Annotated in this window: 13 protein-coding genes; 1 reads left to right on the top strand and 12 read right to left on the bottom strand. The window is 43.5% G+C overall.

Going from position 1 to position 15,130, the window contains the following annotated elements; translation table 11 throughout:
• Positions 1-39: 39 nt before the first annotated feature.
• The gene (locus tag ACZ5C4_RS08265; RefSeq protein WP_464520589.1) at positions 40-1,395 is read left to right on the top strand and encodes a sodium-dependent transporter; all 1,356 of its coding nucleotides are present in this window, start codon (positions 40-42) and stop codon (positions 1,393-1,395) included.
• 104 nt (positions 1,396-1,499) lie between these two features.
• Here the strand turns inward: ACZ5C4_RS08265 and ACZ5C4_RS08260 are convergent, their stop codons facing one another.
• From ACZ5C4_RS08260 to ACZ5C4_RS08205, 12 genes are all read right to left on the bottom strand, one after another.
• Entirely contained in the window at positions 1,500-2,363 is an 864-nt protein-coding gene (locus ACZ5C4_RS08260; RefSeq protein WP_464520588.1) for a DegV family protein, read from the bottom strand.
• A 34-nt stretch (positions 2,364-2,397) separates the two neighbouring features.
• Positions 2,398-3,795 (bottom strand): MATE family efflux transporter, encoded by a 1,398-nt coding sequence (locus ACZ5C4_RS08255; protein ID WP_464520587.1) that lies wholly within the window; start codon positions 3,793-3,795, stop codon positions 2,398-2,400.
• A gap of 125 nt (positions 3,796-3,920) precedes the next feature.
• Entirely contained in the window at positions 3,921-5,288 is a 1,368-nt protein-coding gene (locus ACZ5C4_RS08250; RefSeq protein WP_464520586.1) for a spore germination protein, read from the bottom strand.
• Between the two features lie 123 nt (positions 5,289-5,411).
• Positions 5,412-6,077 (bottom strand): transglycosylase domain-containing protein, encoded by a 666-nt coding sequence (locus ACZ5C4_RS08245; protein ID WP_464520585.1) that lies wholly within the window; start codon positions 6,075-6,077, stop codon positions 5,412-5,414.
• Positions 6,078-6,224: 147 nt separating this feature from the next.
• On the bottom strand, positions 6,225-6,737 hold the full coding sequence (locus ACZ5C4_RS08240) for a dCTP deaminase/dUTPase family protein (protein ID WP_464520584.1): 513 nt from the start codon (positions 6,735-6,737) through the stop codon (positions 6,225-6,227).
• A gap of 70 nt (positions 6,738-6,807) precedes the next feature.
• On the bottom strand, positions 6,808-7,299 hold the full coding sequence (gene nrdG, locus ACZ5C4_RS08235; RefSeq protein WP_464520583.1) for an anaerobic ribonucleoside-triphosphate reductase activating protein: 492 nt from the start codon (positions 7,297-7,299) through the stop codon (positions 6,808-6,810).
• The gene (gene nrdD, locus ACZ5C4_RS08230) at positions 7,300-9,420 is read right to left on the bottom strand and encodes an anaerobic ribonucleoside-triphosphate reductase (protein WP_464522321.1); all 2,121 of its coding nucleotides are present in this window, start codon (positions 9,418-9,420) and stop codon (positions 7,300-7,302) included.
• Positions 9,421-9,572: 152 nt separating this feature from the next.
• Positions 9,573-10,754, bottom strand: coding sequence for an aminotransferase class I/II-fold pyridoxal phosphate-dependent enzyme (locus tag ACZ5C4_RS08225; protein WP_464520582.1), 1,182 nt, complete (start codon positions 10,752-10,754; stop codon positions 9,573-9,575).
• Positions 10,755-10,913: 159 nt separating this feature from the next.
• On the bottom strand, positions 10,914-11,816 hold the full coding sequence (locus tag ACZ5C4_RS08220; RefSeq protein WP_464520581.1) for a dihydroorotate dehydrogenase: 903 nt from the start codon (positions 11,814-11,816) through the stop codon (positions 10,914-10,916).
• A complete protein-coding gene (locus ACZ5C4_RS08215; RefSeq protein ID WP_464520580.1) occupies positions 11,817-12,560 on the bottom strand; it encodes a dihydroorotate dehydrogenase electron transfer subunit in 744 nt (247 codons plus the stop codon).
• The gene (locus ACZ5C4_RS08210) at positions 12,544-13,815 is read right to left on the bottom strand and encodes a dihydroorotase (RefSeq protein WP_464520579.1); all 1,272 of its coding nucleotides are present in this window, start codon (positions 13,813-13,815) and stop codon (positions 12,544-12,546) included. The genes ACZ5C4_RS08215 and ACZ5C4_RS08210 overlap by 17 nt, the downstream gene beginning before the upstream one ends.
• Positions 13,812-15,026 carry a M20 family metallo-hydrolase gene (locus ACZ5C4_RS08205; RefSeq protein WP_464520578.1) on the bottom strand — a complete coding sequence of 405 codons (1,215 nt, stop codon included), beginning with the start codon at positions 15,024-15,026 and terminating at the stop codon, positions 13,812-13,814. The genes ACZ5C4_RS08210 and ACZ5C4_RS08205 overlap by 4 nt, the downstream gene beginning before the upstream one ends.
• Between the last annotated feature and the right edge of the window lie 104 nt (positions 15,027-15,130).

The following is a 15,130-nucleotide window of genomic DNA, read 5'->3' as shown; positions in this document are numbered from 1 at the left end:
ATATCTATTGAAACAAAAGAGATTGAGGAGGAAATTTTTATGAAAGACAGAAGTAATTTTACCGGAAAAGTCGGCTTCGTCCTGGCGGCTGCCGGTTCGGCGGTCGGGCTGGGAAACCTGTGGCGCTTTCCTTATCTTGCAGCACAGTATGGAGGCGGAACATTTCTTATCTGTTATATCATCTTGTCTGTCACCTTTGGTTTTACTTTAATGACCGCAGAGATCGCATTGGGACGAAAGACACGTTTAAGCGCAATCGGTGCGTTTAAGTCACTGGACAAACGATTTGGTTTTCTCGGCGTTCTCGCGGCAATTGTTCCTATCATTATTCTTCCGTATTATTCTGTAATCGGCGGGTGGGTCATCAAATACTTCTCTACCTCTCTTACGGGACATACGGCGGATGCGGCGAAGGATACGTATTTCAACACCTTTGTCGGCGGTCTTTCCGAACCGATCTTCTGGTTCCTTCTCTTCGTCATTCTGACCGCTGTGGTCGTTATCTTCGGCGTTGAAAAGGGAATCGAAAATGTCAGCAAATTTTTGATGCCGGTTCTCGTCGTGCTCACACTTGGAATCTGCGTCTATGTACTTACTCAGAAAGGGGCCATAGATGGATTAAAATATTATCTCCTTCCTCATATGTCTGACTTTTCTATCAAGACATTGCTCGCCGCTATGGGACAGCTGTTCTATTCCATGTCATTGGCAATGGGAATTATGATCACATATGGGTCTTATATGAAAAAAGAAACGAATCTGGGAACTTCCGTCAAACAGATCGAGTTTTTCGATACTGGATTTGCATTTTTTGCCGGTCTGATGATCGTTCCTTCTGTATTCATCTTTTCTGAGGGAAATTTAGAACAACTAAAAGCAGGGCCGTCCCTGATGTTTGTCACTCTGCCGAAAGTGTTCAACAGTATGCCGATCGGCGATATTATCGGTGCAGTCTTCTTCCTGCTGGTATTTTTCGCAGCGCTGACTTCTTCCATCTCACTGATGGAAACAATCGTCTCCATTCTAATGGACAAATTCAAATGGGGACGCAAAATGACCTGTATCATTGTTTTTGTGTATGTTATATTGATGGGAATTCCTTCTTCTCTTGGATTTGGCGTATGGGACTTTATAAAACCGCTTGGCATGTCCATTCTGGATGCATGGGATTTCTTAAGCAACAGCGTACTCATGCCAATCGTTGCGCTTATCACCTGCATCTTTGTCGGATTCTTTATTAAACCAAAAACGATCATCGACGAAGCGTGCGCAGAAGGCGCAAAGTTCAAAAGCAAAGGGCTTTTCACCGTTATGATTAAATGGATCGCTCCAATCTTTCTCGTTGCAATCCTTTTAAGCTCCGTTATGAACGCGTTTGGGATTATTACCCTATAACAAAGCCAGTATAAACATTATAAAAGGAACGGCTCTATATGCTTGAGACCGTTCCTTTTTTCTGTTTCTTTTTATAACTAACTCTGTCTTTACAGAGAGCTTCCTTATCTCTTGTTGCCCATGCAGAATACTGCCAGCACGCCAGGACCTGTATGGCTTCCAATTACAGTACCGATATTGTTAATCAGTATTTGTTCTACGCCCATCTTCTCTCTCACCAGGCCCGCAACATATTCTGCCTCTTCCACACAGTCACCATGCGTGATCATAATCATATCATTGTCCCAGCCTTTCGACTGCTCCACTGCCATATCTACAATCTTATTTAAGGAACGTTTTCTTCCCCTCTCTTTTCCAATTACCTGCAGCTTTCCTTCATTATCTACATGAATGATTGGCTTTATCTGAATCATGGTACCAACGATAGCGGTTGTCTTTGACACTCTTCCGCCCCTGTGAAGATGGTGCAAATCATCTACCGTTACATTATGGCACACATGCAGTTTATTCTCTTCTACCCACTGTGCAACCTCATCTATACTCTTTCCTGCATTTTTCAGCTTCAGCGCATGGTATAAAAGAAGTCCCTCACCTAAACACGCACAAAGAGTATCAATCACGATCACCTTTGCCTCCGGATACTTCTCTGCCAATTCCTCCCCTGCAATCCGCATGCTGTTGTAGGTGCCGCTTAAGCCAGAGGAAAATCCCAAGTGCAATACATCTTTTCCTTCTTTTAAAAACGGTTCCAGCGCTGCAACAGCTTCGTCTGGATTTACCTGAGAAGTCACCGACATTTTTCCTTCTCGTATCTTCGTAAAAAACTCTTTTGCCGACAAGCCGTACATATCTGTATATGTCTCACCATCGATCGTATATCGCAGAGGAATGACAGGTACATTCCTTTCTTCCAGCCATTCTCTTGGCAAATCAACTGTACTGTTTACTGTGATTACATAATCTCTCATTCTTATATTCCTCCACCGCTTATATATTTTCATCTCATTTATTTATCATATCATTTTTCCCTGTATTTCGCAAAATTTTTTTCGCAGTGAAAATAAAGAGAATCACTGTCACAGTTACGGAGGTAAAATCTGCCGCAGGTTCTGCCCTGTAAATCCCCATAACTCCCATAAATTTAGGAAAAATCACTGCCATTGGAATCAAAAGGATAACTTTACGCAAAAGTGCGATAAATAAAGATACCTTTGCTTCTCCCAAAGATAAAAAAGTAGTCTGGCAGCCAAGTTGAATTCCGAAAATAGTAATCCCCATAAAATAAACCGGCATCACCTGGCAGGTCAGATCTATCAGTTCTTTTTTATCCGTAAAAAGCTGTACGTAAATCTGCGGAAAAAAGACTGCGATTCCCGCCAAAAGGAGCGTAGCTGTCAGACAGACTGCCACCATCCGTACAAATGCTCCCTTCACGCGCCCTATCTTTCCCGCCCCGAAATTGTAACTTAAAATCGGCTGCACTCCCTGTGTAATTCCTTGTACTGGTATCGTAATCAACTGCATAATGCTGGTCAGAATAGACATCGTCCCCACATATAGATCTCCGCCGTACCTCTGTAGTCCTGCATTTAGAGTAATCACGACAAGGCTCTCTGTACTTTGCATGGCAAACGGAGAAACACCTAACGCCGCAATTTTTCCGACTGTTTTTTTGTTTAGTTTTATGTACTTGCGCCGGATACGTATCACACTTTTTTTCGATGTCAAAAATCTCACAACCCACGCGGCACTGACCGCCTGTGAAAGAATCGTAGCAAAGGCAGCCCCTTTTACTCCCATTCCAAATGCAAAAATAAAAATAGGATCCAGTATAATGTTCAGCACTGCCCCGATTAACACAGACAGCATCGCTATCCTTGCGTTTCCCTGTGCGCTGATATATGTATTCAGTCCCACTGCAAGCTGCACGAAAACCGTACCAATCAAATAGATGGTGATATATTCTTCTGCGTAAACAATTGTAGCGTTACTTGCTCCAAATGTATACAAAACCGGACGTTTAAATATAAGAAATCCGATCGTAAGAACTATGGAAAACAACAGCAACAGCCCTACACAATTTCCCAAAATCTTCTCCGCCTCTTCATGTCGGCCTTTCCCCATTTCAATAGAAGCAAGTGGAGCGCCACCCATACCGGCAAATGCACTGAATGCTGCAATCACCATCAGAATAGGAAATGTCACTCCAACTCCTGTCAGTGCAACATCTCCATACCCAGCTATATGTCCAATATAGATTCTATCTACAATATTGTACAGCACATTGATAATCTGTGCTGCTACAGAAGGGACTGCCAGGCTTACTATCAGCCTTCCCAACGGCTCCGTCCCCAGACGTTCGTCTTGCTTCGAAGTATCCGCTGCGCGCTCTTCTATCATATTGCTGCTTCCTCGCCTACTGTCCTGCATATTTCAAAACTCCCTTTCCCTTCTCTTTTATGGCGCGAGAATGTACAAAGCACATTTTTCCTTATTATAACATGGCTGGAAAAGGGAGTCAGCAATTAGTTCAGCTTCACATTCAGATAATTTCGTCCGGAGAGTGTCTTATTGAATATAAGGAAACAGAGAATACATATGCAGCCTACTAAAAATCCAATCCAGTTAAAGCATGCGGTCAATATCAGCAGCATAAGCCGCATAAATTTCAATGCATATCCTAATTCGAAGTTAGGCTGTGTATAATTTGCCACTGCCACAAACGCCATATAAAGCATAACCTCTGAATTAAACCAGCCAGATTGTACAGAAAATTCTCCCATAACAATACCGGCAATTACACTCAATGGGGTACTGAGCATACTCGGTGTGTTCATCGCTGCAAGTCTGAGTCCGTCAATTGACAATTCCAGTATAAGAAGCTGAAAAATCAGAGGAATGTTTACCACATCCCTGACCGCAATGAAAGAAAACACCTCTGGAAGCCAGTTTAAGTTCTGCATAAACAAAAGAAACAACGGCGTCAAGAATACGGTTGCTATCGTAATCAGCGTCCGAGTTACTTTCAGATAAATTCCGGTCAATGTCGGAAAGTAATAATCATTCGCCTCCTCAATCATGTCTAATATAGAAGTAGGAAGTATCATTGCTGATGGAGAATTGTCCACCATAATTACCACTTTCCCTTCTAAGAGACATGCTGCTGCTGTATCAGGCCTCTCAGTATATTTAAACTTTGGAAATGGATTGAACCACTTCCTCTTAAACAGTGCTTCTGCCAGACTTTGCTGATTCATCCGTAAATCCTGTATCTTGAGTTCCTCTATCCGGGTCTTGACATTTTTCAGCAGCTCTGCATCTACTCGATCCTGCATATAGCAGATAGCAATGTCTGTCCTGGATACCTGTCCCGCCTCCGTCATCTCCATTACCAGGTGTGGATCTCGGATCCTTCTTCTCATCAGTGCCGTATTAAATACAAGCGTTTCCACGAAGCCATCCCTGGAGCCCCGCATCGACTTATCTTTGTCCGGTTCGTCTACGCTTCTGGCCGGATACGTCCGGCAATCGATACAGATACACGCGGCATATCCTTCTATAAACAATACCGCCGCACCGGACAGTACATTTCTTATTACCTGATCAAAGTTCCCCAATACATCTACTTCCACATAGGGTACACATTTTTTACAGAACGCACTGGCATCCTCCGGCATTGTCTTTTCTGTCAGTGCAATAAAAGAAGTCATCAGCTTTAGCATGGTCTCATCTTTTACAAATCCGTCAATAAAATAAAAGACTGCATTTCTGCCTCCGACTTCCAGATTACGCCGAATAATATCAAAGCTTTCGTCCACCGGCAGAATCCGATCCATAAAATCAATATTCTCCTCGAATGAACTGCTGATTGTTTTTGTAATCTTCTCAACCATAGAATCTGTTTCCTTTCTGAGCGCGTCTTTCTTTTAGAATACAGTCTCCTGCTCCTTGCGCTGCGGTATTTCTCTATGGTTAGATTCCCCACTTCTTCCTGAATTATGCAGATTTCTTACGTATTATTCTTCTATAAATCCAGCCTTCTTCATCTTCTCCAGGACTTGAGCCTGCCTTTGTCTTGCAAGCTCCGGATTCGTTAGAGGATTATAGTCATTCGGCGCGTTCGGTATACCCGCCAAAAGCGTACTCTCATCAAAATCCATCTCCCAGGGATATTTGCCAAAATACCCCAGGCTTGCATCCATCACACAGTAATATCCGTTGCCAAAATAAATGGAATTTAAATATAGCTCCAGTATTTTATCTTTCTTAAGTGTCCTCTCAATTCGAAATGCCATGAACATCTCCGAAACCTTACGCACCATTTTCTTATCTTGTGTAAAGAATTGATTCTTCGCGAGCTGTTGTGTAATTGTGCTGCCGCCCTCCACATATGCCCCTGCCTGTATGTCGTGAAAAATCGCGCGCCCTATCGCAATCGGATCGATTCCCGGATGTTTATAGAACCGTTTATCCTCTACGGCAAGGACTGCCTGTTTATAGGCCTGCGGCATTTCCTCCAATGTTGTGTAATTGTCCTTTGCCTCTATTTCGCTGACCATCTCTTCTATACTTTTATTAGAAAGTGCCTCGCGATACCCTTCATATCCCTGCCATGTAAGATAAGCGGTAAACACAAGCGCACATAATAAAACAAAAGAACACAGCCGTTTGATTATTTTCATACTGTCTGTCACCTTTTCCTTCGTACTCTTTTATCTGCTCTCTTTACGTTACAGGTACAGTATACCGAAAACAGCTGCATTCTTCCATAATATTTCCTTACAGTTTTCTTAATTTTGCTTACAGTTTTGTAAGATCTGTAATCCCTCCTATTTCGTAGTACTCCCAAATCCACCATTACGGATTTCAGTTGCATCATCATCCACCGTAATACCGTATTCTACGAAAATTCCCTGCATAAATCCTTCTCCGCTTCCAATGTCCACTGTTTTTCCTTCCTTAGAGTCATTGGTTATCTTGGAAAACATATGTCCTTCATTGTCCGAATAAAAGTAATCGCTGTCTATAATTCCCACCGTATTGTTCAACTGCAGGCGATATTTGAATCCAAGTCCGCTGCGCGGGTAACATTTCAGTACCCACTCTGGCTCCATTTCTACCCGAATACCTGTAGGAACCTTCACCGTCTCCCCTGGGGCGAGTACAATCCGCACCGGAGCAAAAAAATCATACCCCGCGCTTCCCGCTGTCGCTCTTTTGGGAAGCTTTATCTGGTTGTAAATTTCTTCTATCTTACATGCTTCCTCCGGCCCAAATGTATCCATCCAGTCCTTCTTAAATTGTTCCAGGCTTACCTTATGAAATTTTGCTATTCTTTTCATCTGTATTCTTTCCTTTCAGTTTGTCAGCGTCATACTGCCTTTTATTCAAAAAAACGCGCTGCACGCTTTATTATGAATCGTGCAATACAATTTTACATGCTTCCAGGCTTCTTTTTACATCAATTACCTTTTGGTTTGAACTTCCCTTCCAATGCAGCTGTGTATCTTTTAATGTTTCTTCAAATCTTCCATCCACCACCACGTCCACATAGGAGAGAATCTCTTCTCCCTGTATCTCTTCCCAGCAATATCCGGTATACAGCCACTGGCTCTTTTGCGGAAACCGTTCTCTTAACTCTTTCGCCAGGGCAGTAATCTCTGCGCGATTTACCATATGAAGCGGATCGCCGCCACTGTATGTGATCCCGCTTATATACTCCTTTTCAAGCTGATCTGTCAGTTCTTTTTTTGCCTCTTCATCAAAAAGCACCCCTCCGTTTACATCCCATGTCACCGGATTATGGCAGCCAGGACATCCGTGAGAACATCCTGCCACCCACAATACCACCCGCAGTCCATCACCGTTTAGCATATCGTCTTTTGTAATATTGTGGTACCGCATCTACATACTTTTCCTTTCTGCTATTTCCGCCATTTTAGCATCATTCAGACGGGTGTCTCCTTTTACCCTTGAGTAAGAGAGATACCCATTCATTCTGTCGATTTTTGTCAGGTTCTTACTGCCGCACTTTGGACACACATCCATATCTAATTCCTCGTGCCCACAGTCGTCACAGTAAGCGAGAGAAAGATTCACTCCTTCATAGTATCCCTTTGCCATCGCTCTCCTGACTAAAGATTTTACCGCTTCTTTATTATAGCTGATTGGATATTTCACATACTGAATTTTCCCGCCGTTGCTTAAATTCCAGAAACGTCCCTCCAAATCCTGCTTTTCAATCGGGGTGATGTCCTCCGACACATGACAATGGAAACTGTTGCTTACATATTCCCTGTCTGAAACATTCTCTATAATGCCGTATTTCTTGCGGAACTGCTGCACCTGCACGCCACATAGATTCTCTGCAGGTGTTCCGTAGATCGCATACAAATGTCCGTCCTCTTTTTTAAATATATCGATCTGATCGTTGATATACTGCAGTGTGTCCAATGCAAACTGCCCGTCCTCAACAAGCGATTTCTTATTATACAGCTGCTGGAGCTCATTTAACGCTGTTATGCCAAAGGAAGCTGTGGCAGATTTCAAAAGTGGTTTGATTTTGTCATACAGACCCAAATTTCCACCATAGAAACCTCCCTCACAATAGGCAAGTGGATTCGTCGACGCCTTCATCTCACCGAGATAATCATAGGTTCTCTGATGCAGCTTTCGTATCAAATTTAGATAATAATCCAATACTTCATAAAATGGTTTGCTCTCCTGCATAGACTTTGCATAGATCATTGGAAGATGCAGACTGATAGCGCCGATATTGAATCTCCCCACAAAAATCGGAACATCCTGTTCATCTGCCGGCTCCATCCCGCCTCTTTCATACCATGGAGACAAAAAAGCACGACATCCCATCGGGCTGATAATTTTCCCATACTTCTTATACATGCTCGGCACGTAGCCTTCCCCAGTCAGGCTCAGCCAATCCGGGTACATTGTTTTCCTGGAGCACTCAATGCCTGCCTCAAATACGTCCTCCAGAGGCTTTCCCGGCCCATGCAGATTTTCGTCATACAAAAATACAATCTTGGGAAACAGCACCGGTTTTTTATGTCCTTCTTTCCCCTGTCCTTTTCTGCGTACCTCCAGCATCTTAATGGTAGCCAGCTTCCCGTATTTGCTTGTCCTTGTTCCGGCAGTCACTGTGATGAACGGGTAATCTCCGCGGCTGGAGGAAACAGAATTGAACTTATATTCCCATCCCTGGAAGCCTTGCTCCATTTCTTTTTCCAGATCTGCCCAAGCAACCTCTTGTACCTTTTCTTCCTCAAGCCCCAGATTTCTATACTTTTCTATCAGGCGTCTATGGGATTTTTCTGCATAAGGCTCTAATATCTCATCTACGCTCGGCACAGTAAACCCGCCGTACTGCTGACTTGCAGCGCTTAACACAATATCACCGATCACATCAAATGCAGTGTCCAGCGTCTTCGGCTCATTATACCAGAGATTTCCCATCTCAAACCCGCCGTTTAAAACATTCTTCACATCAAACAGACAGCAGTTCATCGTGTCACGCCGCGCCGACATATCATGGATATAAATATACCCTTCGCGGATAGCCTGAATTTCCTCAACTGTCAAGAAAAATTTTTTATACAGCTCTTTGTTTAGTTCATTGAAAATCAGACTCCGTTTTGTAGATACGAGCGCACTGTCCGTATTGCTGTTTTCTTTGTCTCCGATATACATGATAGACTGGCTTTTCTTATATACTTCGTCCAGCATCTGCACGAAGTCCTGCTTGTAATTCCGATAATCTCTGTAGCTTTTCGCAACCACTGGATTTACCTTTTCTAAAGCCCCTTCCACCACATTGTGCATTTCTGCAATCGGAATTTCTGTAATATGCATACATTTTACTTTTTCTTCTACAAATTTACAGATATAGTCCAGTTCTTCGTCTGTAAATTTAATCAAAGCGCGATATGCCGATTTATTCACGGCAACAACGACTTTCTGTACATTAAAGTCCTCCTTTGTACCGTCTTTTTTGATCACCTTAATCATTCTGTCTGCTCCCTCCCTGCCTATTTTTACCATATTTTGTGTTTTATTACTATTTTCATACCCTATATAGTATATCAGTACTATCCATACTACCACCCTGTCCATCTACAGTCAACTTGGAATGTTCCACAAAAATATTTCCTGCTTCTTCCTTATTTTTTGTCTAAAAATATTTTTGATTCCTCTAGTTTTTTTATGATTTCCTTTATCATTATGCTATCTGCCACCAGCGCCATGCGGACATACCCTTCGCCGCCTCTGCCAAATGCACTTCCAGGCGTCACAATAACGCCTGTTTTCTCCATCAAATCCATGCAGAAATCAAAAGAGGTCTCATAATTGTCTGGAATTTTTGCCCATACAAACATTGTTCCCTGGCTGTCCGGCACATTCCATCCAATCTTTCTAAGCCCACTGCACAACATATGATTTCGTTCCTCATATTTTTTTCTTTGCTCTTCAATAAAACCATCTGGCCCCGTCAGCGCTGCTATAGCAGCATACTGTACAGGAAGGAAGATTCCGTAATCAATCTGCGATCGAAAAATCTTCAGTTTCTGTATTATTTCACTGTTTCCAACTAAAAAGGAGATTCGCGCACCTGTAAGGTTATATGATTTGGACAGAGAATAAAACTCAACACCTACGTCCTTTGCCCCGTCAAAGGCAAGGAAAGAGCTTCCTCTTTTATCTGTAAATATAATGTCAGAATACGCGTTGTCATGGAGAATAACAATCTCGTTTTCTTTCGCAAACGCAATCAGCTCTCTGTAAAATGCATCCGGCGCGCACACGCATACCGGATTGAGTGGATAAGACACAATCATATATTTCGCCCGTCTGCGCACCTCTTCTGGAATTTTGGAAAGCTGAGGCAGATACCCGTTCTTTTCCTCTATAGGATAAGTCTCCACCTTGGCTCCTGCCATAACTCCACTCATCTCAAACAGCGGATAGCCCGGATCCGGCACCAAGACCGTATCTGACGGATTACACAGAACCATGCCGATATGTGCCATTCCTTCTTGTGTGCCGTAAACCGATGTAATTTCTTCTTTTTCTAGTTCTACCCCAAAGCGGTGCCTGTAACGATACTGTACTGCTTCAATCAGCTCCGGCAGATCGGCGAGCGCATATTTATAGTTTTCTGGATTCTCACACGCCTTTTTCATCGCTTCCATCACGTGTGCAGCCGGAGCAAAATCCGGTGTTCCTACCGATAGATTAAATACCTGTTTTCCCCGCCCTATCAGTTCCTTCTTCTTTTCATTTAACACCGCAAATATTCCTGTTTCAAACTGGTTTACCTTATCGGAAAATTCAATTTTCTTCATCTGTTCCTCCTTAATAAATAGACTGCATCTTCAAACCTTTTATGTCCTTGCCTGCTATATCTTTTCTCTGGAATAATAAAACAAGCGGAAACAGTGTAACCTGCTGCCGCTTATTTAGCATACCATATTTTATATCTAAGTACAAACTTCCTGTCTTTCCTACAGAATTCCCCGTATCTCATTTAGCGAGTCTAAGTGGTTATCCTCCATATATTTTTCCATTCCGGCGATAATATCCAGAGAAATATCCGGTTTCATAAATGTGGCAGTTCCCACCTGTACAACCTGTGCCCCTGCCATAATAAATGCAATTGCATCCTGCCATGTCGTAATACCGCCCATCCCCATAACCGGTATTTTCACCGCTTTGCACACCTGATGTACCATACGCAGAGCGATCGGCCTGATCGCCGGACCAGACAGTCCCGCATATCCATTTTGAAATACCATTGCTTTCTTATCTATATCCACTGCCATCGCAAGAAACGTGTTGACAAGGGAAACTCCATCTGCTCCTTCCTCCTCGCACATTTTTGCCAGAGCTACAATATCCTCCGCATTGGGAGAAAGTTTTACTACCAGCTTGTGTTTGCTGATTTTCCTCACCTCGCGCACAAGCTCTCTGGCCGCCTCTGTCTTGACCCCAAAATTCATACCGCCCTCTTTTACATTGGGACAGGAAATATTTAATTCCAGAATATCTATGTTTACATCATTCAGGCGTTCTGCTCCGCAAAAATAATCCTCTTTCGAGTGTCCTCCCATATTTACAATGTTGACTACGTCTTTTTCATTGATCCAATCCAGAACTTGTTCTATAAATGCCTCAATTCCCGGATTTTCCAGCCCTACACTGTTCATAATCCCGCTTGGCGTCTCCCATATCCGGATCCCGTCATTGCCTCCATGGGGATGAATAATCAGTCCTTTTGAGGAAAGCCCTCCCAATTTTTCAATGTCAAAACACTCTGCAAGCTCCCTGCCAAATCCACATGTACCGGATGCCAGGACAACTGGGTTTTTAAAGGCAATCCCTGCAAATTCTGTATGTAATCTGCTCATCTATGCAAACACCTCGCTTCCTAAAAATACCGGGCCGTCCTTGCACGCTGTCTTGTTCCCGTTCTTTGTCTTACAGGTACAGACCTTACACATGCCTATCCCGCACGCCATACGGTTCTCCATCGAGACATACAAAGGAGCTCCTGCGTCCATTTTCTTACATTTTTCATATAAAACCTTCATCATAATTTCCGGGCCACATGTCAAAATCACATCGTACTCCAAAGGATTGACCAAATCTGTAATAAACCCGCCGATATCTAGATACAGATTATCTGCAACGCTTCTGTATTCTTCTTCCAGAACAGGTTTTTGACTGAAGCCCAGGTAAATATCTATCTGGCTGCTGATTCCCGCCTCTTTATATTTTTTCGCTGTATAGTAAAAGGGAGCAATTCCGACACCGCCTCCTACCATGGCAATCTTTCCTTTTATATCCATCGGAAAACCATTGCCGTAAGGACCGTTGAGCGTCAGTGTTTTTTCGGGTTCCAGACGGCTTATCAATTCCGTTCCTTTTCCCACTTTCTTATACAAGAAGGATATCCTGTCTCCATCTGCATCGAATACGCTGATAGGCCTTGATAGCACCGGATACTCCTCCCAGCCTCGCAGCATATAGAATTGCCCGGCTTTCACCTGATTTTTTTCTTCCACCTCTATCAGATAAAAATCATCTGACAGTTTTTTATTTGCCAGTATTCTTCCCATACTTAGCCCCCTTGTCTTATTCTTTATCTTCATACACGATTCTTCCCTTACAGATCGTATATTTTACTTTACCGTATAGTTCTTCTCCAATAAATGGAGAATTGTTGGATTTTGAATGAAATTTCTCTACCTTCCATTTCTCAAACTCATCGAAGATAACGAGATCCGCCTGTGCCCCTTCTGCAATATATCCACTGTCTAATCCATATAGCTTTGCCGGATTGAACGTCATTTTTTTCAAGAAACATTCCATTGTAAGGCTTCCTGTACGGACAAGATTTGTAATCCCAAGTGCCAAAGCCGTCTCCAATCCGATCATTCCACTTGGCGCTTTCGTGATCTCCCTGCTTTTCTCTTCCGCAGAGTGAGGCGCGTGATCGGTCGCAATAATCTGTATCGTGCCATCTTTTAACCCCTCTATGATTCCGCGTCGGTCATCTTCTGTACGTAAAGGCGGATTGACCTTTGCAAAGTTTTTCTTCACAAGTGCGTCTTCTTCCGTCAGTGAAAAATGCTGCGGCGTCGCCTCTGCCCACACATCTGCACCCAGCTTCTGTGCCAGCCGGATATGCTCTACCGACACTCTGGAACTTACATGCTGGATACTGACTCTCGCTTTCGTCTCCAACGCCAATGTACAGTCCCTTGCCACCATGAGCTCTTCGGAAAGTGCCATAGCGCCTCCGATTCCCAGCGCCTTAGAGACATGCCCCTTGTTAATGCCCGCCTGCAGTACAAATGCCGGATCTTCCTCATGCAGGCTGATCGCAAGTCCTACTTCTTTTGCCCTTTTTAACGCCTCATACATCAGCCGGCTGTCTTGAATAGGAATCCCGTCATCACTTAATCCCACTGCCTTCGCCGCTTTTAATTCCACAAAATCGGTCAGTTCTTTTCCCTGCATTCCTTTTGTCACTGCTGCCACAGACAATACTTGAATATCTGTCTGTTTTCCTTTTTCCAATACATAGGAAAGCGTCTCCGGATTATCCACCGGCGGTTTTGTGTTTGCCATACACACCACAGTCGTAAATCCACCTGCCGCCGCCGCTTTCGCACCACTTTCAATATCCTCTTTATATGTCAGTCCCGGATCGCGGAAATGTACATGTACGTCAATGAGTCCCGGCGCAACGATTTTTCCCTCTGCCTCGATCACGCGCTCATAGTCATTGCTGCGCTTATATTTTCCGATTCCCGCAATCTTTCCATCCTCAATTAAAAGATCCAATGTCTCATCTGTTCCACTCTTCGGGTCAATCACCCTGCCATTTTTAATTAAAATCACTGATTCTCCCTCCTGATATGTTCATATATAACTCTTGCTCCATTACATATATCCTCGATCGCGGCAAACTCCATTTTATTATGACTATTCCCCTTGTCACATGGTATAAAAAGCATTGCGGTATCACAGATTGCCGCAAATGACATTGCATCATGCCCCGCACCGCTGACCATAATACGATTTGATATATGCAGCCTGCGAGCCACCTCTTCCAGCTTCGTTTCCAGTTCCTTCGTCATCTCTATAGGCGGGATACTGCTTAATTTTTCTTCGATAAGCTGTACTTTACGCTTCCTGCATATCGTTCTTGCAGAGTCTAACACGCCCTTCTCAATTCTGTCAAGACTTGCCCTGTCAATTCCACGAATATCGATCCCGAGCTGTACTTCTCCCGGAATCACATTCATTGCATTTGGTCTATTATGTAAAACTCCGACCGTTGCAACAGACTGATACATAGATTCTCTCTGCCCAATCCGTTCCACGTCCAACACGACTTCCGACGCTGCACACAGAGCATCATTTCTCATCATCATCGGCGTTGTTCCAGAATGTTCCGCCATTCCATGAAAGTACATATTATAGCGAATAGGCCCTGCAATCGTACTGACAATGCCAATTTTTGTATGACATTCATTCAGCACTTTGCCTTGCTCAATATGTAACTCTAGATACTGACGTACGCCTTCTATCTTTTTTGGACGGATGTTCAATCCGCGTTCCTCAAAGATGTCCCCCAGAAGCCTTCCATCTTTTGCCACCAAGCCTTCAATGTCCTGTTTGTACACTTCTTTCGTGATAAGACCGCTTCCAATCGTACAACATCCAAAATTGCTGGATTCTTCACACCGGAAAGCCCCTACCCGAATAGGTACATTTAATCCGTCCTCTTTCGCCCACCGCAGCACCATCATTCCAGCTATCACGCCTGCCACACCGTCATATCTGCCGCCTTCTACAACAGAATCCAAATGTGAACCGATTAAATAATAATTGTCTTCTGCACTGTTACAAATATAGGTATTTCCCACCTCATCTGCCATTTCGGTAAATCCCATCTGTCTGCCGGCCGCTATCAGCGTCTCATGCATCTGATCTTCTGTCTGTGTATAGCCAAGACGTGTAACCCCTCCGTCCGCAGTAGCTCCTATATTATAGAATCCCTTAAAAAGTTCTTCACAGTACTGCATGTCCTTACGACTATGTATCATATCTGTCTCCTCCTACTTTATCATTTCATAAGTATCGGTGTAAAGGCATTTCTTTCTTTATAAAGCTTTAGAAACAGTAGCCCTGACAGCCATATCTTTATGAA

This window comes from Mediterraneibacter flintii, from assembly GCF_055387595.1.
Note: the sequence above shows the minus strand (reverse complement) of the source record. Positions and strands in the feature narration are given on the sequence as shown.

Excerpts from the sequence above, each read along its gene's own strand:
- ACZ5C4_RS08225 (WP_464520582.1), bottom strand. The coding sequence starts at position 10,754 with ATGAAGAAAATTGAATTTTCCGATAAGGTAAACCAGTTTGAAACAGGA.
- nrdG (WP_464520583.1), bottom strand. The coding sequence starts at position 7,299 with ATGCGGTACCACAATATTACAAAAGACGATATGCTAAACGGTGATGGA.
- nrdD (WP_464522321.1), bottom strand. The coding sequence starts at position 9,420 with ATGATTAAGGTGATCAAAAAAGACGGTACAAAGGAGGACTTTAATGTA.
- ACZ5C4_RS08240 (WP_464520584.1), bottom strand. The coding sequence starts at position 6,737 with ATGAAAAGAATAGCAAAATTTCATAAGGTAAGCCTGGAACAATTTAAG.
- ACZ5C4_RS08260 (WP_464520588.1), bottom strand. The coding sequence starts at position 2,363 with ATGAGAGATTATGTAATCACAGTAAACAGTACAGTTGATTTGCCAAGA.
- ACZ5C4_RS08255 (WP_464520587.1), bottom strand. The coding sequence starts at position 3,795 with ATGATAGAAGAGCGCGCAGCGGATACTTCGAAGCAAGACGAACGTCTG.
- ACZ5C4_RS08215 (WP_464520580.1), bottom strand. The coding sequence starts at position 12,560 with ATGAAGATAAAGAATAAGACAAGGGGGCTAAGTATGGGAAGAATACTG.
- ACZ5C4_RS08265 (WP_464520589.1), top strand. The coding sequence starts at position 40 with ATGAAAGACAGAAGTAATTTTACCGGAAAAGTCGGCTTCGTCCTGGCG.
- ACZ5C4_RS08245 (WP_464520585.1), bottom strand. The coding sequence starts at position 6,077 with ATGAAAATAATCAAACGGCTGTGTTCTTTTGTTTTATTATGTGCGCTT.
- ACZ5C4_RS08220 (WP_464520581.1), bottom strand. The coding sequence starts at position 11,816 with ATGAGCAGATTACATACAGAATTTGCAGGGATTGCCTTTAAAAACCCA.
- ACZ5C4_RS08205 (WP_464520578.1), bottom strand. The coding sequence starts at position 15,026 with ATGATACATAGTCGTAAGGACATGCAGTACTGTGAAGAACTTTTTAAG.
- ACZ5C4_RS08250 (WP_464520586.1), bottom strand. The coding sequence starts at position 5,288 with ATGGTTGAGAAGATTACAAAAACAATCAGCAGTTCATTCGAGGAGAAT.